At 49.9% G+C, this 21,108-nt stretch carries 15 protein-coding genes; 14 read left to right on the top strand and 1 reads right to left on the bottom strand.

Features of this window, described 5'->3' with window-relative positions:
* Nucleotides 1–68: 68 nt before the first annotated feature.
* The 7 genes from spoIID to AC0YNS_RS21415 all read left to right on the top strand — a co-directional run bounded on the left by spoIID (nucleotide 69) and on the right by AC0YNS_RS21415 (nucleotide 6,114).
* On the top strand, nucleotides 69–1,241 hold the full coding sequence (gene spoIID / locus AC0YNS_RS21445) for a stage II sporulation protein D (protein WP_475783009.1): 1,173 nt from the start codon (nucleotides 69–71) through the stop codon (nucleotides 1,239–1,241).
* Nucleotides 1,242–1,344: 103 nt separating this feature from the next.
* Nucleotides 1,345–2,094 carry a peptidoglycan DD-metalloendopeptidase family protein gene (locus AC0YNS_RS21440; RefSeq protein ID WP_475783008.1) on the top strand — a complete coding sequence of 250 codons (750 nt, stop codon included), beginning with the start codon at nucleotides 1,345–1,347 and terminating at the stop codon, nucleotides 2,092–2,094.
* Nucleotides 2,095–2,301: 207 nt separating this feature from the next.
* Nucleotides 2,302–2,589 (top strand): sporulation transcriptional regulator SpoIIID, encoded by a 288-nt coding sequence (spoIIID, locus tag AC0YNS_RS21435; protein WP_090575384.1) that lies wholly within the window; start codon nucleotides 2,302–2,304, stop codon nucleotides 2,587–2,589.
* Between the two features lie 166 nt (nucleotides 2,590–2,755).
* Nucleotides 2,756–3,763, top strand: coding sequence for a rod shape-determining protein MreB (gene mreB, locus AC0YNS_RS21430; RefSeq protein ID WP_090982294.1), 1,008 nt, complete (start codon nucleotides 2,756–2,758; stop codon nucleotides 3,761–3,763).
* A gap of 250 nt (nucleotides 3,764–4,013) precedes the next feature.
* A complete protein-coding gene (locus AC0YNS_RS21425; RefSeq protein WP_475783007.1) occupies nucleotides 4,014–4,877 on the top strand; it encodes a flagellar hook-basal body protein in 864 nt (287 codons plus the stop codon).
* Between the two features lie 47 nt (nucleotides 4,878–4,924).
* Complete coding sequence (locus AC0YNS_RS21420; RefSeq protein WP_475783006.1) at nucleotides 4,925–5,746, top strand: flagellar hook-basal body protein; 822 nt, start codon at nucleotides 4,925–4,927, stop codon at nucleotides 5,744–5,746.
* Between the two features lie 11 nt (nucleotides 5,747–5,757).
* On the top strand, nucleotides 5,758–6,114 hold the full coding sequence (locus AC0YNS_RS21415; RefSeq protein ID WP_475783005.1) for a DNA-directed RNA polymerase subunit beta: 357 nt from the start codon (nucleotides 5,758–5,760) through the stop codon (nucleotides 6,112–6,114).
* A gap of 137 nt (nucleotides 6,115–6,251) precedes the next feature.
* Here AC0YNS_RS21415 and AC0YNS_RS21410 read toward each other — a convergent pair whose 3' ends face one another.
* Nucleotides 6,252–8,423, bottom strand: coding sequence for an Ig-like domain-containing protein (locus AC0YNS_RS21410; protein WP_475783004.1), 2,172 nt, complete (start codon nucleotides 8,421–8,423; stop codon nucleotides 6,252–6,254).
* Between the two features lie 267 nt (nucleotides 8,424–8,690).
* On the opposite strand from AC0YNS_RS21410, the gene AC0YNS_RS21405 reads away from it, so the two are divergent.
* The 7 genes from AC0YNS_RS21405 to AC0YNS_RS21375 all read left to right on the top strand — a co-directional run bounded on the left by AC0YNS_RS21405 (nucleotide 8,691) and on the right by AC0YNS_RS21375 (nucleotide 20,708).
* Entirely contained in the window at nucleotides 8,691–9,272 is a 582-nt protein-coding gene (locus AC0YNS_RS21405) for a CDP-alcohol phosphatidyltransferase family protein (RefSeq protein ID WP_475783003.1), read from the top strand.
* Between the two features lie 158 nt (nucleotides 9,273–9,430).
* Entirely contained in the window at nucleotides 9,431–9,862 is a 432-nt protein-coding gene (fabZ, locus tag AC0YNS_RS21400; protein WP_090982305.1) for a 3-hydroxyacyl-ACP dehydratase FabZ, read from the top strand.
* An 80-nt stretch (nucleotides 9,863–9,942) separates the two neighbouring features.
* Nucleotides 9,943–11,649, top strand: coding sequence for a phospho-sugar mutase (locus AC0YNS_RS21395; RefSeq protein WP_475783002.1), 1,707 nt, complete (start codon nucleotides 9,943–9,945; stop codon nucleotides 11,647–11,649).
* Nucleotides 11,650–11,751: 102 nt separating this feature from the next.
* Complete coding sequence (locus tag AC0YNS_RS21390; protein ID WP_475783001.1) at nucleotides 11,752–13,875, top strand: DUF5693 family protein; 2,124 nt, start codon at nucleotides 11,752–11,754, stop codon at nucleotides 13,873–13,875.
* Nucleotides 13,824–14,999 carry a polysaccharide pyruvyl transferase CsaB gene (gene csaB / locus AC0YNS_RS21385; protein ID WP_475783000.1) on the top strand — a complete coding sequence of 392 codons (1,176 nt, stop codon included), beginning with the start codon at nucleotides 13,824–13,826 and terminating at the stop codon, nucleotides 14,997–14,999. The genes AC0YNS_RS21390 and csaB overlap by 52 nt, the downstream gene beginning before the upstream one ends.
* Before the next feature lie 231 nt (nucleotides 15,000–15,230).
* Nucleotides 15,231–16,364 (top strand): glycosyltransferase family 4 protein, encoded by a 1,134-nt coding sequence (locus tag AC0YNS_RS21380; protein ID WP_475782999.1) that lies wholly within the window; start codon nucleotides 15,231–15,233, stop codon nucleotides 16,362–16,364.
* A gap of 174 nt (nucleotides 16,365–16,538) precedes the next feature.
* Nucleotides 16,539–20,708 (top strand): S-layer homology domain-containing protein, encoded by a 4,170-nt coding sequence (locus tag AC0YNS_RS21375; RefSeq protein WP_475782998.1) that lies wholly within the window; start codon nucleotides 16,539–16,541, stop codon nucleotides 20,706–20,708.
* The last annotated feature ends 400 nt before the right edge of the window (nucleotides 20,709–21,108 follow it).

Here is a 21,108-nt window from a genome sequence, read left to right as displayed (position 1 = left end):
CCGGTTCATAGACTGTAGCAAATAGGAATTAAGAGAAATGAGATTAGCAGAACAGGAAGGAGCAGCAGATGGAACGTGTGAGATGGCGGACAGGCAGTCCGAGGAGCCGGTGGTGGAGAGGCTGGATGTTGTGGTTTACGTGGGGGTTGCTGCTTGTCGTGCTGGTGAGAGGGGCTGTCTATCTCCTGGACGATAGGAATGCGGCTGCCAAGAACGGCGAGATTGGCCAAGCAGCGGATCAGCAGCAGGTGCTCGGCAACGACGCATCCAAGCAGAGTGCCGCAGTGGAGGAAAGCGCAGCGCCAACCGAGACGGACAAGCAGCCTATGAAGGAAGCGCAATCGGTCGGCAGCGGCAATAAAGGGTTCAACGCACTCAGCGCCTACGACCGAATGTGGGTTAACGTGTATCTCACCAAGGAGAAACGGATTGAGAAAATGCCTATTGAGCTTTATGTGCGCGGCGTACTGGCCGGCGAGATGCCGATTGATTTTGAATTGGAGGCTCTGAAGGCGCAGGCGATCGCAGCCCGAACCTATATCTATAAACGAATGCAGGCGAACGACCGCAGCGGGCTGAGCGGTGAAGCAAAGAAGGCAGATGTGAACGATACCGTCATGAACCAAGTATATGTGCCTCTGAGTTCGCTTCTGTCACGCTGGAGCGGGACAAGCAAGGAAAAGAACCTCGAGAAGCTGAATGAGGCTGTATCGCAAACCAAGGGGCAGATCGTGACCTATGAAGGGGAGCCGATCCAGGCGGCCTTCTTCTCAACGAGCAACGGGTACACCGAGAATGCTTCGGATTATTGGGATCTGGATCTTCCGTACTTACGCAGCGTTGCCAGCCCGTGGGACAAGGCGATTTCACCTAGCTATAAAGAAACGGTTACGATGTCGCTCAATGATTTTAGCAAGAAGCTTGGCATTAAGAAAAGTGCGGTCCGGCAGATGCGTATTCTGGATACGACAGCGGGCAAACGCATTAAGACGGTTATGGTTGGCAGGGAGATGCTAAGCGGCCGAGAGATTCGAGAGAAGCTGGGACTGGCCTCCTCGCAGTTCAACTGGACCATCCTCGATGATGAAATCCAAATCACCACTTTCGGCTATGGCCATGGTGTCGGAATGAGTCAATGGGGAGCAAACGGTATGGCGCAAAAAGGGGGAACGGCTGCAGAGATTCTCGCACACTATTATTCGGGAACGCAGCTTTCGAAAGCGAAAGGGCTGGTAGACTAGCGCAGCCATCGCCCCTAGCTTCTCTAACAATCTCAAAAAATGTTAAACCCTCACGTATAAACTGCTAGGTTGTGGCAACAATGGCTAGTGAGGTGATCGAACAATGAGTGATAACAAATCAAAGTTCAATGAAGAAGCTCCCAAAAATGTAGTGGGAGGCACTGCCGTCAAACCATCTGCATGGAGAAAGCTGCTTGCGAAGAAGTGGGCAGCACCGTCAGCATTCCTAGCCGCGGCAGCAATTATCGTAACCTTAATGTGGCTCTATGGGGGAGCTGGGGAAACTAGTAACAAGCCAGCCAGCACCGACGTAGAAGTCTCTCAAGGTACAACGGATGGAATGACAGCAGACCAATTGCCGGCAGATGACGAAGCAGTTAACTCATCGGAGTCAGAATTGATGAAATGGCCTGTTGACCGCAGCCAGCTGGATGTTGTAGCGCCGTTCTATGATGCGAAAGCTTCCGGTGAAGAGCGTCAAGCCGCTCTGATTCAATCGGGCAACACGTTCGTAACGAACATGGGCATTGACTTCGCGAAGAACGACACGGCATTTGATGTATCGGCAGCGCTGAGCGGCCGCGTCATCGTATCCGAGAAACACCCGCTTAACGGCAACATTGTCGAGATCAAGCATGCGGACGGAATCGTAACCGTCTACCACAGCTTGAGCGACGTGCAAGTTAAAGTGGGCGATGAAGTGAAGCAAGGCACGGTCATTGCGAAAGCCGGCAGAAGTGAGCTGGAGAAAGAACTTGGCGTCCACATGCACTTTGAAGTGCGCAAGGACGGCAAAGCGATTAACCCCAATACGTTTATCACATCTGATTCCGCAAGCGCAACTGAGAACTAGAAGCAAGCGGAGTGCTTTATGAAGGCAGGATACCCTGCCTTCTTTTTTTTATGTTCTTTTGCTTGTGAAATGGGACTTTTGGAGTGGAAAAGCGGCCGTATCTGAAAATAATTGCTGTTCTTTAGCTTGTCACGCTTGGACACAAAGAATATATACCCGTACCCCTCATATACTGTACCAAACTATCTCGAGTAGGGAGGCGGGAGCGTGCACGATTATATCAAAGAACGGACCATAAAAATCGGCCGTTGCATCGTCGAGACGAAGCATACGGTGCGGACGATTGCTAAAGAATTTGGCGTCTCCAAAAGCACGGTGCACAAGGATTTGACCGAGCGATTACCGGAAATAAATCCCGATTTGGCAGACCAGGTCAAGCACATTCTGGAATACCACAAATCGATCCGGCACCTGAGGGGAGGAGAAGCAACCAAAATCAAGTATAAGAAGAGCTCAGGACGCAAGCGTGAGGTTCTTGCCGCGGCAAAATCGTAAGCGATTTTTTCTACAAAAATAGAGGAATTTCGTACATTTCAGCGAATACTAAACAGGATGATCAGTGCACCTGACTACTTACTACTAAAGACGATTGTTTTGCGATCACATTCGCAAGTTTGAATTTGCGACATTCGTCATTCGACGTGGAGGAATTAGAGACATTATGTTTAGCAAGGATATTGGGATTGATTTAGGAACAGCTAACGTGTCCATTCATGTAAGAGGGAGGGGCGTTGTACTTGATGAGCCTTCTGTCGTCGCGATTGAGAGCGAGACGAAGCGCGTGCTTGCAGTAGGTGAAGAAGCGCATCGGATGGTAGGACGGACCCCTGGTAACATAATCGCCATCAGACCGCTTAGAGACGGTGTTATCGCTGATTTTGAAATTACGGAAATCATGTTGAAGGCATTTATCGATCGCGTGGGCGGCCGCTCTTGGCACAGCCGCCCCCGGATCTTAATTTGCGCACCGACCAACATTACTTCGGTAGAGCAGAAGGCGATCCGCGAGGCTGCAGAGCGCAGCGGCGCCAAGGATGTCTTTCTTGAAGAGGAGCCTAAGGCAGCTGCGATTGGCGCAGGCATGGATATCTACCAGCCGAGCGGCAACATGGTTGTTGATATTGGCGGCGGTACAACGGACGTGGCCGTGCTTTCGATGGGCGACGTTGTAACCGCCTCTTCCATTAAAGTCGCAGGGGACAAGTTTGACGAAGCGATCATGAAGTACATCAAGAACAAGTACAAGCTCTTGATCGGGGAACGGACAAGCGAAGACATTAAGATTAAGATCGGTTCCGTCTACGACAATGGATCCAGACAAGAGATCGACATTCGCGGGCGGGATATGGTTACGGGCTTGCCGCTGACCGTGACGATTTACTCGGAAGAAGTGCGCGAAGCGCTCTGGGAGCCGGTATCGTCTATTGTATCGGCAGCTAAGTCTGTACTGGAACGGACTCCGCCGGAATTGTCGGCCGACATTATTGACCGCGGCGTAATCTTAACAGGTGGCGGCGCGCTGCTGGGCGGCCTTGATGCATTGCTTGCAGAAGAGCTTAAGGTACCGGTACTGATTGCAGAAGACCCGATGCACTGCGTTGTTAAAGGAACAGGCCTGCTGCTTGACCATTTGGACCGTACGTCGCGCAGAGACAATAGAAGACGCTAAGCGATCACGGGATGAATGGATGCGTGCAGGATGTTCGGGTAGGACGCCTTTAGGGGGGCGTGCCAAGGGACAAGCTTTTGTACGGATGAAGATTAGTTCAAAAGTCATGCAATCGTTCTATTCATCGTGAGGATGGGTTAACCGATATATACAATATATACGCAGATTGGTTTGCGTTTGAAGCCGAGGCTTCGAATGCAGCATTCTGCGCTAACTTATCCCGTACGTTGAGCGCTCAGGAGGTAGCTTCATGCTAAGAGGTCTGTACACAGCTGCATCAGGCATGATTTCGCAGCAGCACCGGCATGATACTGTAACGAATAATATTTCAAATTTAAATACACCTGGTTATAAAGAGAAAAGTGCGGTTACGCACTCTTTTCCAGATATGCTGCTGCGTCTGTCCGGCGTTCAAGACGGCGGAGGCCGCGCAGTAGGCAAGCTGAACACCGGGGTGTTCGCGGAAGAGAGCTTGCAGATCAACCTGCAGGGCGATTTGATGCAAACGAACCAGTTCAGCGATTTTGCCATTGTATCGGACATTGTAGTGCCGGGCATGGCGTTTGATGGATCGGGTAAGGCGATGTCGGCGGACGGCAACTACGTGTTCCAACCGCAGGCATTCTTCACCGTTCAGAATACGAATGGTGAAATGCGCTATACGCGTGATGGTCAGTTCAAGCTGGATGACGAAGGCTTTCTGACATTGCCGGACGGGTCCCGCGTAATTGGTGCTAACGAGAAGCCGTTTCAGCTGCCTGCGGGGATGACGTTTAACAAGCTTACGCTTACGAGCGATAATCAACTGGTTGACGTAGATACAGGTGAAAGCGCCGGTCAACTGCTCATCTCTGTGGTCGATAATCCGAATAACCTTGTTCGTGAAGGTGACGGCAAATTCAAGCTAGGCGATGAGAATGTAGGCGTTCGGACGATGGCTGCGGGCGATCGGATCGAGTTGAAGCAGGGTTACGTGGAGCGCTCGAATGTGGATCCGGCGCAGTCGATGGTCGACTTGATGTCGGCGGCACGTGCTTATGAAGCGAATCAGAAGGTTATTCAATTTTATGATAAAAGCTTAGATAAAGCGGTAAATGAGATTGGCAGAGTATAACCGCCCACAAGCAATGCTTGACGATGCAGGCAGAGGAGGCTACTAAATTGAACGGTTCGATGATTAATGCGATGGTGTCCATGAATGGGCTGCAGCAGAAGCTGGACTTGCTCGCCGACAATATTGCCAATGTGAATACAGTCGGCTATAAGCGCAAGACCGGCACATTCGAAGATTTGCTGACTACGCTTAAGAAGCAGCCGGAAGTGTTTGATCAACCGGGACGTCTGACTCCGCTTGGTTTCAACCAAGGCTGGGGTTCGCGTCTGACGATGATTCAGCCGGACTTCTCCCAAGGACCGATTCAACAGACGGACCAGCCTCTTGATGTAGCAATCGAAGGCAATGCTTTGTTCGAGGTAACGGTTAACGCCGAAGGTGATCTTGGTTATACACGCGGCGGCTCATTCCAGACCACGTTTACGCGAGATGGCGTCAATATCCTGACAACCAAAGAAGGATACCCGATATCGTCTGTAGACGGCGATCCGATTGAGATACCTGCAGAGATGAAGGAAGTCAGAATGGATCCGAACGGAAGCATCGTCGGTACGCTGCCATCCGGTGAGATTGTGCAGATGGGGCAGTTGAAGCTGGTACAAGTGGACAAGCCTTCCCTCTTGTCGCAGGTTGCGGATAACTTATTCGCCATTGCAGATGGATTTCAGGTAAGTGATGTCATGCATGACGTTACGGCAAGCGCCGAGTCTAAGATCGCGATAAAACAAGGTTTTCTGGAGCAATCTAATGTCGTCTTGTCCGACGAGATGACCGAATTGATTAGCGTGCAAAGAGCTTATTCGCTCAGCTCAAGGGCTTTATCTTCCAGCGATACGATGCTGGGCCTTGCAAACAATTTGCGCGCCTAGGAAATGAGTGAATGCGTATGGATGCAAAGAAAGAAACAGCGGCGGGTTTAGATGGAGTTTCTCAATTGGAACGTACCAGTCTGATGAATCCTGCGCCTGCGGGCGAGAGGCAGCGTCAGAACGGTGCGATGCAATCTGAGCGTGATATGGAAGCCGTTAAAGGCAAATCATCAGCGCGTAAGAAACGCAATCCGGCACTTCGGGCTTTATTATGGACGCTTCGCAAGAGCATCGTTCCCATTCTGTGCATCGCAGCCGTACTCGGCGGCATGTACATGGGGTATTCGATCATAGGCAAGCGGCCGGGAGTCGAAGTGTTTGATATTGCCACATGGAAGCACATGTATGACCTAGTGTTCGCTGATTAATAGGAAGCCTGCTCATTCGAGCAGGCTTTTTGATTTCCGTTTCTAATCCAAGCCGCATAAATAAGCACCTCCTCGAATATCATCGGACTACCGTAGTAGTTGCGATGTGTATCGAGGAGGTGCTATTGGTTTACATCTTATTTGACGATGACACGGATACTGATGGATTTACCGTCAAAGGTGGCTCTCACCATCGTGCTTCCTTTGCCGACTGCCGTAATGACGCCGGCTTCGACAGTGGCTACTTTATTGTTGCCAACCGTCCATGCCGCACTCTTCGTTACATCCGTGATACGGCCTACATCGTATTCAGCCGTAACCTTAACCGTTTCTTTGCCTTCTGCAGCAAGTGTAAGGGATTTGGCCGACGAGGTCAGCTTCTTCACTTTAGCCACGACCGTAATGGACACCTCGATTGATTTGCCTTGATACGTGCCTGTCAGCTTACCTGTACCCTCTGTTAATGCTTTCACAGTGCTTCCTTTAATAGAAGCAAGTGTTTCTGGGTTCATGGTCCAGTTCATCTTGGAGCTCAGGGAAACCGATTTACCGCTCTTATAAATACCTGTTACTTTAAGGCTCTTGGTACGGGAGATGTTCAGGGAAAGGCTGCTTGCATCCACGAACAGCTTCGTAATTTCCTCTTCAATCGTGACACGAATTGTAGTTGATTTGCCAAGATATGAAGCAGTAAGGGTAACGCTCGAGGCTTGCAGGCCTCTCATATTCGGAGCCTTCACGAGCAAGTTGGCCGAGGAGCTCTTCCACGAAACAAGGCTCGTCACATCTTCTTCTTCGCCGTTCTCATACATGAGCGTAATAATCGGCAGCTTCACTTCTTTGCCTATGACAACGGAAGCGTTCGATTGATCAGGCGTCAGCATAAGCGGCTTCTCGTGCACGACTACAGTAACAGTAACCGTCTTGGATTGAATGGTACCTGTAAGAACGGCTGTACCGACCTTCTTCGCCGTCCACTTGCCATCTACTTTGTCCACGATGTCCTTGTCGCTGCTCGTCCAAGCAACAAGGTTGGTTACGTCGATCGTTTCTTCGGCTATCGATTCGGCTGAAACCTTAGGCAGTGTAATGCTTTCGTTTACGAATGCGTCAACGGTTTCAGTAGCAGCTTTGAGGCTGCTGACTGTCGGATAAACCGTAACCGAAACCACCTGGGACAGACCCAAGTAAGTCGCTTTAATAACGGTTGTACCAACGCCTTTAGGGGTAACAACGCCGTCTTTAACGGTTGCTACAAACAAGTTGGAGGAGGACCAGGCTGCTTTGCTTGTCACGACCTCAGGTGTTCCCGTCCCTTTCATCACCGTTACGCTGAACGATACCGGACTATCCTGCATACTCAGATGCTGATCTTCCTTGGGGTTCAAGCGCATAGCTTCATAAGCAGGACGGACTACGACAGTAATGCTGCTCGATACGCCTAGATGCGTAGCCGTGATCGTAGTCGATCCGCTTCCTACAGGTGTAACGATACCTTTGGATACAGTGGCAACGGCTGCATTGCCGGAAGTCCATTGCGCGGTATCCGTAACGGTTGCGGAATCGCCATCTTCCGTAGTGACTACGGCTGTTAGTGATTGGGTGCTGTCGCCAACATAGAATTCAAGCAGATCGTCAGGTGAAAGGGTGAGCTTATCATAAGGAGAGGTTACGATTAGCTTAACCGTATCGCTTCTTCCTTTATATTTGGCTGTGATGGTTGTTTCGCCGGCATTAATCAGCTTGATGTCGCCATCGTCTACTGTCGCAACATTCGGGTTTGAACTCGTCCATGTTGCGGAGTCGGTAACGTTCTCGTTCGTGCTGCCGCTCTTGATAGCCGTTAGGGTATAGGCGATCGTATCGCCCAAATGTACATCTTCAGTGGTACCTACATTTGTCCCGTCCTCCATGATCGTTACGCTATCGTAGCGATAATTAACGGTTATAGGCAGCGTGATTTTGTAGCCTTTATACGTTGCGCTTACCGTTGCAGTGCCCTTCGCTAAACCTGTAACAACACCGGCGGACACTTTCAGAATGGCTGCATTGGAGGAGCTCCAAGTAGCATCTGTAGTAACGCTCTTAACAGAAGTTGCACCTTGTATAGTGGCATTCACTTCAAGTGAAATGGAGTCATCATCGATATAAAGCACGGCGGGTGACGGAGCGTTCTCGAAGGCAATTCCCGTTACGACTTCTTCGGCGTAAGCGAGTCCTGCAAAGGAAGAGAAGCTCAGGACAATGGCAAGCATCATTGTAAGCCAGGTGCGTTGCCACAGGGGTGCTGCGTGTTTGTTCGTGCGCATGATTGTCTAAAACCTCCAAAGACTATAAATTTCCTATCCATTATAGTTAACGGCTTTGGAGGAGGGAAATTGAAGGTGTCAGATAGGTATTGCCAAATTTAGTTCGCAGGTCATGGGAATTTTCCATTCCAAGAAACGGCAAGAATGGTGGGTTGCAGCTGGTCTTATGCATAGTTCGGACAGTTTTATTTTTTCCAGCGGAGAGGTATAATGGGTTAGAAACTTTGAAGCATCTTTTCCGCCATAAAGGTAAGGGGGCGTAAACGTTTGAATCTTCCTAATTTGCTCACGATGCTTCGTTTTGCTTTAATCCCCGTTTACGTTGCCGTATTTGCTTCGGACGCTACGAATCATATGAAATGGGCTTTTCTGATTGTCGTCATCGCGGGACTTACCGATATCTTGGACGGTTATCTGGCGCGGAAATACGGGCAGGTGACTTCGGTAGGGGCGATGCTTGATCCGCTTGCGGATAAGATGATGATGATTACCGTCATTGTGTCGCTGCTCATTACCGAACATATTCCGTGGAGCGCGGGGGCGGCTATATTTATCCGGGATGCGGGGATGATTATCGGATCGGCATTTTTTCATTTTCGGGGGAAGAAGACGGTTCCTGCCAATTGGATGGGGAAACTGACCACCATCCTGTATTACTTGGCCATCTTGTTTATCTTCTTTGAATTGCCTTTTGCCAGAACCTATTTATGGGGCGTCATTGCGTTTTCATTTATAACTTCGTTTATTTACATTTTTCTCTTCGTTGGATTGAACAAGGACGAAGAGGAGCAGGGCAGTGCGGCGCAGAGCACAGGAGAACAGACAGATACTAAAGCTCCGCCCATGTAATGGTAAAAAGGAGATTGAACTCGCCTTGGCCGCGATGAACGGCTGCTGCGTTCAATCCCCCTTATCTTAACCTCACGACTGCAGTTTCGTGATGGATGGCCTTATTTTGGCACAATAGCCTGTAATTTATTACAACAACCTTGAAGGGAGCTTACATCATGTTAGATATTAGACAAATCCAAGAAATTATTCCGCATCGCCCGCCGTTTCTGCTCGTTGACCGCATTATTGAGCTGGAGGAAGGCAAACGAGCCGTCGGCATCAAGAATGTGACGATGAATGAACCGTTCTTTACGGGACATTTTCCGCAATACCCGGTTATGCCGGGCGTACTTATTGTGGAGGCGCTGGCGCAGGTCGGCTGTGTCGCTATTCTTAAAGTAGAGGCAAACCGCGGCAAAATCGGTTTCTTCGCAGGCATCGATAACTGTCGTTTCCGTGGTCAAGTGGTTCCCGGCGACACCCTTACATTAGAAGTGGAAATCACCAGAATGAAGGGCATGATCGGTAAAGGACAAGCTGTTGCCAAAGTCGGCGATAAAGTCGTAGCTGAAGGTGAGATTATGTTTGCACTGAAGGATCCTGAATAAACCCGAATAGGGCTTATACGGACAGGACCTGCAGCTTGCTACATATATATTAAACCGTAATTACTGCGGATGGAGAGAGGATGCTGAAGATGAACCAATCTACTGTAGAACGATACGAGGCTTGGCTGAGCGATCCGATGATTGATGCTGCTACGAAACAAGAGCTTGCCGCGCTAAGAGGCAACGAGAAGGAAATTGAAGATCGTTTCTACCGGGAGCTTGAGTTCGGAACAGGCGGACTGCGCGGCGTTATGGGTGCAGGAACAAACCGATTGAACAGCTACACGGTCGGTAAAGCTACACAAGGGCTGGCGAACTGGGTACTTTCCAAGAGCAGCAACCCTTCTGTCGTCATTGCATTCGATTCCCGCAACAACTCTCCTGAGTTTGCGCTTGATGCTGCACTTGTCTTGGCTGCCAATGGTGTGAAGGCTCATGTATTCCAAGCACTTCGTCCAACCCCTCAGCTTTCCTATGCTGTTCGTGCGCTTGGCGCCACTAGCGGTATTGTGATTACAGCAAGCCACAATCCACCTGAATATAACGGCTACAAGGCTTATGGTTCCGATGGCTGCCAGCTTGTTCCGGGAGATGCAGCTGAGGTTATCGGCGCGATCCAGCAAGTAACGGGATTCGATCAAGTCCGCCGCATGAGCCGTGAAGAAGCGGAAGCAGCAGGCTTATTGCACTGGCTGGGCGACGCAGAAGACCAAGATTATATTAACACTGTCGCTGCAGAGAGCTTGAACAGCAAGCTGCTGGTGGACGGGCTCGGCGAGGCGCTGACGGTTGTATATACACCGCTTCATGGTGCCGGCAACATGCCTGTACGCGAGGTGCTTAAGCAAGCGGGCCTTACGAATGTTCATATCGTTCCCGAGCAAGAACAGCCTGACGGCTACTTCAGCACGGTGAAATCACCGAATCCGGAAGAGCGTGAGGCATTCAATCTCGCGATCAAGCTCGGACAAGAAGTAGGCGCGGACATTATTATCGGAACAGATCCGGATTGCGATCGGATGGGCGCGGTTGTTCGTAATAATGAAGGCGAATTTGTCGTGCTGACGGGTAACCAGTCCGGCGCGATTATGGTCAATTATTTGCTTGGCACACGTAAGGAACGCGGCGAACTGCCTGCTAACGGCGTCGTAGTGAAGACGATTGTGACGAGTGAAATGGGTGCTGATATTGCTGCTTCCTACGGAGCGGAAGTCGTCAATACATTGACCGGCTTCAAATATATCGGCGAGAAAATGACGCAATATGAGACAAGCGGAGAGCATACTTTCCTATTCGGTTATGAGGAAAGCTACGGTTACTTGGCAGGCACTTATGCGCGTGATAAAGATGCGGTCATCGCTTCCATGCTAATTTGTGAAGCAGCTGCTTATTATAAGAGCAAAGGCAAAACGCTGTACGATGTACTTATTGAATTGTATGCGCAGTACGGCAACTATTTGGAGCATCTGGAATCCCGTACGCTTAAGGGCGTTGACGGCGTTGCCCAAATCGGAGCGATCATGGAAGATTGGCGCAGCAATCCGCCTGCTGAAATCGGCGGCGTAGCGGTTGATCAAATGCTCGATTATTTGCCGGGACTGGGCGGCTTGCCTCCTGAGAACGTGCTGAAATTTTTACTTGCTGACGGCTCATGGTTCTGCCTTCGTCCATCAGGTACGGAGCCGAAGATTAAGGTGTATTTCGCAGTACGCGGCAGCTCGCAAGACGAAGCGAAGGCAGCGATTCAGCGCCTGACTCAAGCTGTGATGAAGCGCGTGGACAATTAGATCGGAATTGGGATCGGAGCTTCCGTACGTGAATTTGCTGCGGAAACACAGACAGATAATCGTAGCGATAATTCCTACGGAAAATGTTAAGGAGTGGAAGATGTGCAAACTGGTTGGCAGCAATGGAATCGTAAAGCGACGTTTGTCCTTTGTGTATTAACGATATTAGGGTTGATTGCAGCATTGCCTATCGGCGCTACGCGCTGGAAGATGGAGGAAACCTCCGATAAGGTTCAGTTGGTGTTCGATTACCGCGATTTGGTCCAAATCGCAGCTTACCAATCCCATCCGAAGCAGTTCGTGAAGGATGAGCTTGTGAAGATGCATTCGGCAGGCATTACGGCGATGGCGGTATTCGAGTCTTCGCTGCAGGAGCTGAGCTGGGCCGGCCGTTTGTCGCTCTATAATTCATCAAGCGCAAGCGAGCTGCAAGGCAAAACGTCTCCGGCAGATGAGAATTATACGTATGTGCTGTTCTCGAGTGCGAAGGATGAAGATGCACTTCGTCCGGTATTGGAATCGACTTATAAGCAATGGGGCATTACGACTTCCTCATGGAGCTATGAAGGCCACGGCGGCTTGATTCTGGAGACGCCGCTTGAGAATGCAATCTTGAAGCCGATGGTACCGGATCCGATTGCGCTTGGAGAGATTCATGAGGCAGGCTTTACGATTGTGCCGCGGTTGTCCGATCGTGTGCCGTTTGATGCCGCTTCGGTAGATGCGATGCTTGGCGGTTTTGAACAAATGGGTGTGTCGCGCATTCTGTTTGAAGGCGATGCTGTCAAAGGCTTCGCGGATAATGCCGAGCTGAAGAGCTTGAACCAATTCGCAGAGCTGCTGAATAAACATGGAATTGGCATCGCGACAATCGAGAATTCTAAGCCTCAGAAGGGCATGAGCACGCTCGGATATTTGACTCATTATAATGTAGTAAGACTCTATTCGCTTTCGGATAATGATGCGGCTTCCATGAAGCCGGAAGAGATCGCCGATCGCTTCCAGCTTGCCGCCAAAGACCGCAGCATTCGCATGTTCTATCTGAACGGTGCGCCTTCGAGCAATCCGGTCAAATCGATGATTACCGATCCGCTTCAGAATTTGTATAATGCGATGCAAGACAAGAACGGTGTATTAGCCAAAATGGACAAGCTTGGCTTTGCGATAGACAGCCCGCAGCCGTTCGAGTACGAATCGCCATCCTGGCATAAGCCGCTTAAAGGCGTAGTCGTGCTTGGCGCCATTGCCTTCATTACATTGCTGATCAGCGCATTCCTCCCAGGCGTGGCGATTCCGGTGTTTGTGCTTGGCCTAATCGGCAGCGCTGGCTTGTATGTGCTGTCGAAGTCCATTCTCGAACAAGGACTTGCGCTTGGCGCGGCAATCAGCGCGCCGACGCTAGCCATGATCTGGGCAATCCGCCGCGTGCGGGCGCATACGGTTGGGAACCGCAGACCGATTGGCGGTGCAGCAGATGCTACTGCGACTCGTGTTGCGGGCGGAAGCGACCAACAAGTACGCTGGTTCTTCCCGGGCATTAGTGCAGGACGCCGGTTCTTGATGGCGATTACGATCTTCGCGACGACTTCGGTTATCTCGATGAGCGGAATTCCGTTTATCGTCGGTCTCTTGAACAATATTACGTACAAGCTTGTACTGGAGCAATTCCGCGGCGTAAGCCTGCTGCATTTGGCTCCAATTGCGCTTGTTGCGCTGTACTTGCTTCTTTATACCGGCGAATCCGTGATCGGCAATCTGCGCAAGCTGCTCAAGATGCAAATTACCGTTCTCTGGGTCGGCGTAGCCGGCGTGCTTGGTGTTATGGCCCTCTACTATCTGTCACGTACGGGTAATGCAGGCGAAGCTTCATCTCTAGAGCTGACCTTCCGGAATGTGTTGGAATCGACGTTCGGCGTTCGTCCGCGGACGAAGGAATTCCTGCTCTCGCACCCGCTCTTCTTCTTCGGGATCTTCGTTGCGCTTCGCTATCGTGCAGCGTGGGTATTATTTATAGTAGGATCGATTGGTCAGTTGTCTATGGTGGACACATTTGCGCATATTCATACACCGCTTCCGATTTCCATTATCCGTGATTTGCTTGGTCTTGTACTGGGCGCGTTGATTGGACTTGTGATGATCGGCGTGTGGCAGATCGGGGAAGGAGTTTGGAAACGATGGGCACCACGAATCGCACAACTGAAACAGGGCAGCAAGTCCGGCGTATAGTCATCTCCGGCTATTATGGTTTCCGCAACAGCGGGGACGAAGCGGTGCTGAAATCGATTTTGTTCGCGCTGGACGAAGAAGGTGCGAAGCAGGGGCTTCGCATCGTGCCGATCGTGTTGTCCGGCGATCCCGCCGGAACGACTTCGATGTATGGCGTGGAAGCTGTGCATCGGATGCGCCTCGGGGAGATCGTTCGCGCCATTCGCGGCAGCGACGGTCTGATCAGCGGCGGCGGCAGTCTGCTGCAGGATGCAACAGGTGCCAAGACGATTCCTTATTATACGGGGATCCTCAAGCTGGCTCAGCTGCTTGGGAAACCCACCTTCGCCTACGCGCAAGGGATTGGCCCCGTGAATCGACGGTGGATGGACCGGCTGATTCGCGGTGTCATGCGCCGCAGCGCGTATGTCTCCGTGCGGGACGCCGAATCCGCCGCTTTGCTTGGACGGATGGGGGTACCGCGTGAGCGGATCGACGTTGTACCCGATCCGGTCATGGCCCTGCCGCTGCCGGCGGCGCCGCCGATTGCCGGCGGCGCGGGCGCTGCTCGCGCAGACGCGGCGGAGTCAGCGGCGGGGACTTCGACGCTGCCGGTGGTCGGCGTGTCCTTGCGCCACTGGCGCAAGGACGGCGCCGATCTGGCGCGCGTCGCCGCCGCGCTTGGCGCGCTGGCCCGCAGCCGGGCGGTGCGGCTGCGGTTCCTGCCGTTCCACACCCCATCAGACGCGGAAGCGTCGCGATGGGTGATGGAACAGCTCGGCGATCTCGGCGCGAGTATTGCCGAGCTTGCCGAAGTCGGCGACGACCCCCAGCTTATGCTGCTGGAGGTCAGCCGGTGTGACGCGCTGCTCGGCATGCGCCTGCATGCGCTGATCTATGCAGCGAATCAGTCCGTTCCGATGCTCGGCCTATCGTATGATCCGAAGATTGATCAGTTCCTGAACCGGATCAATCTGACCCCAATCGGCACGACCGAATCGCTTGATCCGCAAGCTTTCGTAACGGCGATCGGCAAGCTGCTCGACGATCCGCAAGGATGGCGCGCTGCCCATCACGACGCTATTCTGCAATTAAAAGAAGAAGCGCGTGTGCCAGCGAAACAAATTGTAACCATTTTACGTTAATCAATATATGGATGCTCCCTCTCCCCAGCAAACAAGAAAGCTACTAATATGTAGATATATGGCCGAAAAATGTAGCGAATACGCTGTGCGAGAAAGAAAATGTCGCAATATCTCGACCAAGCAGGCGATTTAAAGGAGAATTCCGTGAAAATTGCTTGAAAATGAGAGTGGAGTTTCTTTTTCAAACAGCGTATAATTCAATCCGGCGATAGCTATGAAAGGGAGATGGAAATGAGTCAGGTCGTACTCTACTCAATCGGATTTATCATTTCATTATGTCTTGCACTTGCACTTACCCCGTTTGTCATTAAATTTGCTAACAAAATCGGGGCAATTGACAAGCCAAATCATCGTAAAGTTCACACACGAATCATGCCGCGGCTTGGCGGTCTGGGTATATATGCTGCTTTTGTCGTTGCTTATTTTGCCATTAAACCTTTCATTCCGGAAGGCTTACTGCGCAGCTACGACACGAACCTGATTAATGCGCTGCTTGTTGGCGGCACGATCATTGTCATCATCGGCGCACTGGACGACCGTTTTGAACTGTCTGCGAAAGTAAAACTGCTGGGCCAATTGATTGCGGCATGTGTTGTCGTACTCGGCTTCGGCGTTAAGATTGACCTGGTCAACATTCCGTTCGGCGAAGCGATGCAGCCGATTGGGGCGTGGATCAGTATCCCGCTTACGATCATCTGGATTGTCGGCGTAACGAATGCGATTAACCTTATTGACGGACTGGATGGCCTGGCAGCAGGCGTGTCCGGTATTGCGATCACTAGCATTCTCGTAATGGCTGCGTTCATGGGTTCGGCGCCGGTTATCCTGCTATGCGCCTTGCTGCTTGGCGGCGTTATCGGATTCTTGGTCTACAATTTCCACCCGGCTAAGATCTTCATGGGTGACACCGGCTCGTTGTTCCTGGGTTTCGCGCTTGCAACATTATCGATGATGGGCTTTAAGCAGGTTACGATGGTTTCCTTCATCACTCCGCTTCTCATCATTGGTGTGCCATTATCGGATACGTTCTTCGCAATCGTACGTCGCTGGGTCAACAAGAAACCGATCTTCGCGCCAGACAAAGGTCATCTGCATCATTGTCTACGTGAGCTTGGCTTCAGCCACCGCCGCACGGTATTGATTATTTACGGAATCGCATCGGTCTTCGGGATCTGCGCAGTTCTGCAATCCACGATCGTGCAATCGGATGCCGCGAACTGGATTACCTTTGGCGTCATTCTCATACTCGTATTCATTCTTCAAATTGGTGCGGAGCTTATCGGTATCGTGGATAAATCCCGCCGTCCGCTGATTAATTTCTTGCAGCGGCTAGTGATGGGTACGGAGCAATCGCGTTCGAAATAATATTTACAATCTTTTAAATAAAAACTTCGTTCCCCGTGGGGAGCGAAGTTTTTTGTTTTGTCTTGGCGTTTGCCCATTAGAATTCTGGTTCTCGTCTAAACTTTTGGAAGCTTAGCGCCGATAAAAAGGATACATCAAACTATGTGTATGGGATTGAAGTGGAGGAGGCTCACCGTGATCAGAAAATTAGTTACGTTGTTTATTATGTTGGCCTTAGTAATTCAATTAGTGCCTGCGAATCGCATTGAGACTGCTCATGCCGCGACAGGCAATTTTACGTTCCCAAGTGAAAGCGACCAAATTGGTTCCCCGAGAATCACGACGGAAGAGCGCATTACTCTTCAAGGGACACTGAATAATGTGGACCCAACATCGATCTCTTATGATGTTATTCAAATCATTGATCCGACGGACGAGAACAAAACAGGAAGCAAGCGCGAGAACCTGACCAGTAACATTTCGGTGAACGGGTTTAGCTTGCAGGTGTTCAATATCCAACTGTTTCCCGGTCTCAACAAAATTACGTTTAAAGGCACCCAAGGTGGAGGCGAAGTAGCGAACTCCATTTATGTTGAATATCGGAACGGTCCGATGCTATATGATCTGACGGCAAGCTTAGACGGTAATAATTTTCCGGTCTTGGAGAACGCAACAACCGTGGTACAATCCACGACCTCACGCGGACGCAACAGCGCGGATATCAGTATTACAGGTAAAGCACCTAATGCACAGCAAGTGACAATTATCGTGAACGGAAGCAGTAAGACCTATTCGGTCAACAGTGCCAATAATGATTCCTTTGCAGCTGCACCGATCACCCTGCAGAAGGGGAAGAACCAAGTTACCATTCGCATTAAGAACGGCACGCAGGTTATTGAAACTACCCGTGACATTGCCTTCTACAATGGAAGCGTCACTTTCTATGATGTCAACATCAATGAGGTAGATCCTGTTGCACCTACTACCTTCCTGCAATCGGCTGCACTTGAGTATAGCCCTAACTTTGTTATTACGAATACGAATAGCTTGAAGTTAACGGGTAAAGTCATTGTACCAAACAGTGTGTACCCAGAATTGTATGGAACGCCGCCGGTAATGACCGATCGGCCCCATCCGGATCCATTAGCACCGCTTGCTTCATTGAAGGCAGAGTACAAGAAAGCAGTAGATGCGATATACACGGCTTTGCCGATCGCTCCTGCCAATATTGTTCCGGTTGGAACTCCCCAAATCACAGATAAGTTTTTTGTATTCCAATATACGCTTGATTTAGTTGCGCCGGTCGGCGGTTTTGCATTCGATACGCTCTATAATGTGAAGCTCACCGCGCGTAATGAAGAGAATGCACACTTGAACATAACACCGACAGAGCAAAGTACAGACAGCTTGTTCTTCTCTTTGCGCGACAAGAGCAAGCCGTTTGTCAGTCAAATTAACTATTTGGCCGGCTATAAGCCGACTAACTACCAAGGCATTGTAGGAACACCTCTCGAGGGGAAGAACATCTATGGTTTGCCGGTAGGTGTCGAAGTGCTGATTGGCAATCCAAGCGGGACTAATAATGTAGTAGTAACCAGAGTATCGGATTTGTATGGGCATAATTCGATTCCGGTGCTCAAGCCTGCGCCGGCAGCGGGCCAAACCCTTAATTCCAATGAGTATGCGATTCGAGAAGAGTCTCTGGTCACGCGGACAGTGAACGGCTCTCCGCAGGTCTTCCAACGCGTAATACTCGAATTTCACAGAATGCCATTCGAAGGCACTCAGACGATTACGGTACAGGTTGGCGGCGCAACAGGGGATTCGAAGTCCTCGAAATTCACGTTGCTATACGGACCTTATGCAAACTTCAACATGATATTCGATGGCATGACGGTTAGCGATGATTCCACTTCGGCGGATCGCGTTACGGATATCATCAAGACTAAATTAGGTAAATTCCGCGGCTCCCTGCAAAATATTAATAATACGTCTGAAATTAGGTACGATAACAGTGTGGGACCGAGAACGGTGTACTTCTACATTAATAATGTATCGTTCCCGCTGAAACCGGTCGGCACCGATGTGACGCAATTTGAACTTGATCCGTCCGTATTGACTCCTGCAACACCGGATATTTATACCAAAGCGCTTGACGCCATGTTTAATGGGGAAAATGTACTTAAGTTCGTTTTCCAAAGCTCAAAGAGTTATTATGAGAAAGTTGTTAAAGTGAATAAGGTACCGACGAACTTGCCGGTCATTCCTGCTCAGACGACAGGCGTCTTCCCATTCACGTACGAGGATGCAATTCCTAATCCGAAACCGGTTCTGAATGATCCGAATTTCACGAAGACCGGTTCGATCTATAATACGACGCAGCCGTTCATGAATGTATTTGGTACATTCGATTTCATTGATTTGGGCGAGAATGCCGTAACGGTCGGCAATAAAATGACGACGCTAATGGCTCCGGAAACAACAGGACACATTCCGGCCAGTGATTACATTCTTAGGATTACCAGTACATCGCTTGCGGCTCCTCTTACATGGAAGCTTAGTGATCCGTTCCAGATCGTGAATGGCGATACTCCGGTCGGTATTTACCCGGCAAATGGCAACATTAACGGAGACCTTGTTGTCCGTTACGACCTGAAGACACAATCCTTCCAGTTCCTGCTGAGGAAGCAAGAGCTGAATGCGGATGGAAGCTCAAGCGTGTTTCTGTTCAATGTATATAACAGTGGTCTTACCGGACCTAAGGCAACTTACCGCTTAGAAGTAGATCCAAGCGTGCTGCCGTACAAGATTCTTCGTCCATACTTGCCGGCAGAAGGCATCGTGAATAAGAACTTCGTCGAAGTCATTATCAATGCCAAAGGTGCAGACAAAGTTACTATTAATAAACAGGTCGCAGATAAATATGCTTATGATGCGGATAACACTCCGGCTAACGGCATTGAATACCCGCACGCCTTTAAAGCGACGGTTTCCGGACTCAAGCCGGGCGTCAATAAAATTAACTTTTCAATCGAAAGTGCTTCAGATAGCGTAAATAACTTTTTTGAAATTACGTATCAGCCAACGAACATACCCGGTGCTCAATTTCTAGATGAAATGAAGAGCTCCAATAAAGTGTTCGATGGTGCGGTTTCACTGACTTTCCCGAAAGGCACTTCCCTGATTCGCCGCGACTATAACGTACCGGCTAATCTGAAGAACCAAGTATTTACCGGTCATAAACTGCTGTTTGCCATTGCAAACCCCGAGGATGGCGTTGTGGATCGTCGCGAGTATGATAATCCACCGGCAGATTTCGATCTGATCATGCAGAACTTCGGTACACGATTTAAAGTGTCGTTCCCTACGCGATTTGTGAAATCCAGCCCGGTTTATTGGATTGATGCAGGTTTAGCAGACGATACGACGACACCGAACTATGATCCGCTTAAGATGGGTGTGGATCCTTATCAATATCCAGGTGCTATCGGACCTGGCGATACGAAGATTCCAACTTATGATGAACGTCCGGATGACCGCGAGCTGGTTGCTTCCAAACGCGGAACACTCACACTTTCCTTCGATCCAAGCATCCGGAATACAGCGGGAACGATTGTTACGGTTTACCGTTATGATGTGAAGAACAAGTTCTGGGTGAATCTCGGCGGGGTCGTGGATACGAAGAAGAATACGATTACGGTTCCTTTCGATCAGTTCGGCTATTATGTTGTAGCCAAGATGGGGTATTCCTTCTCCGACGTTACAAACCATCCGTATGCGCGTAACTATATTGAAACGATTTATTCGAAAGGTGTCATGAATGCAGCTAACTTCGATGATTTTGGCGCAGATATGTACACAACTCGCGGTGAGTTCACCAGCATGATTGTCAAAGCGCTGAATATTCCGCTCAACTATGAGCTGAGCAAGCCTCACTTTGACGATGTGCCTCCAATTATCAATCAAGATGCACTTTGGGATTATAGTACGATTGAGACTGCAGCTCGTGAAGGTATCATTCGGGGTACACAGCCGCGTGCGTTTGAACCAACGGCGAACCTATCACGCGGAGATGCAGCTGTATTCTTGGCAAGAGCACTTAACTTGAAGCTCGATACGGATGCTGATAAGATAGACAAGGCACTACAGAAGACCTTTAAGGATTACACAGAAATTGACTACTATGCTAAAGCGTCCGTGCTTGCGATTGCCAAGAAGGGATACATCAAGGGATCCCCGGTTGACCCGGCTGATCCGAAGAAAGGATTTACGTTCGAACCGAAATCCAGCCTTCTTCGTTCCGATGCGGCTATCATTATCGGCAAGATGCTAGCTGATCTCAAGAAACTTCCTAAACTAAACTAAGCTGGAATGGTTGTGCTGCCCGGGAGAATTCCGGGCAGCTTTCATTTTGTTGCAAGTACTTCAAACGATTGCTAGAGTTATCTTTACATGGGAAATGTTATCTATCGACGAATATAGGACATTCGGCTTATAATAAACAACGTGGTAGACAAGTTGTTCTAGTTCATGTGGCATATCGACAAACTCGAATAAATAGCGTTAGAGAAGAAGTTTTAAAGAAATTTCAAAAAACTTTTCCTCACATCGCAACTTTTTCGAAACCTGTGCGTTTAATTACATGAACAAGGCAACAGGAAAGCTGATCAAGCGTAGCGGAGTACTTGGAACTAATTCTCAAATTGCTCTTTACGCTAGAAATAGGCCATTGTATAATGTTATAGTGGTGTTCAGACTCTACCAG

The sequence above is a fragment of the Paenibacillus sp. J22FR21 genome (assembly GCF_056269135.1).
The sequence above is the reverse complement of the archived record's forward strand: the minus strand, read 5'-3'. Positions and strand labels throughout refer to the sequence as shown.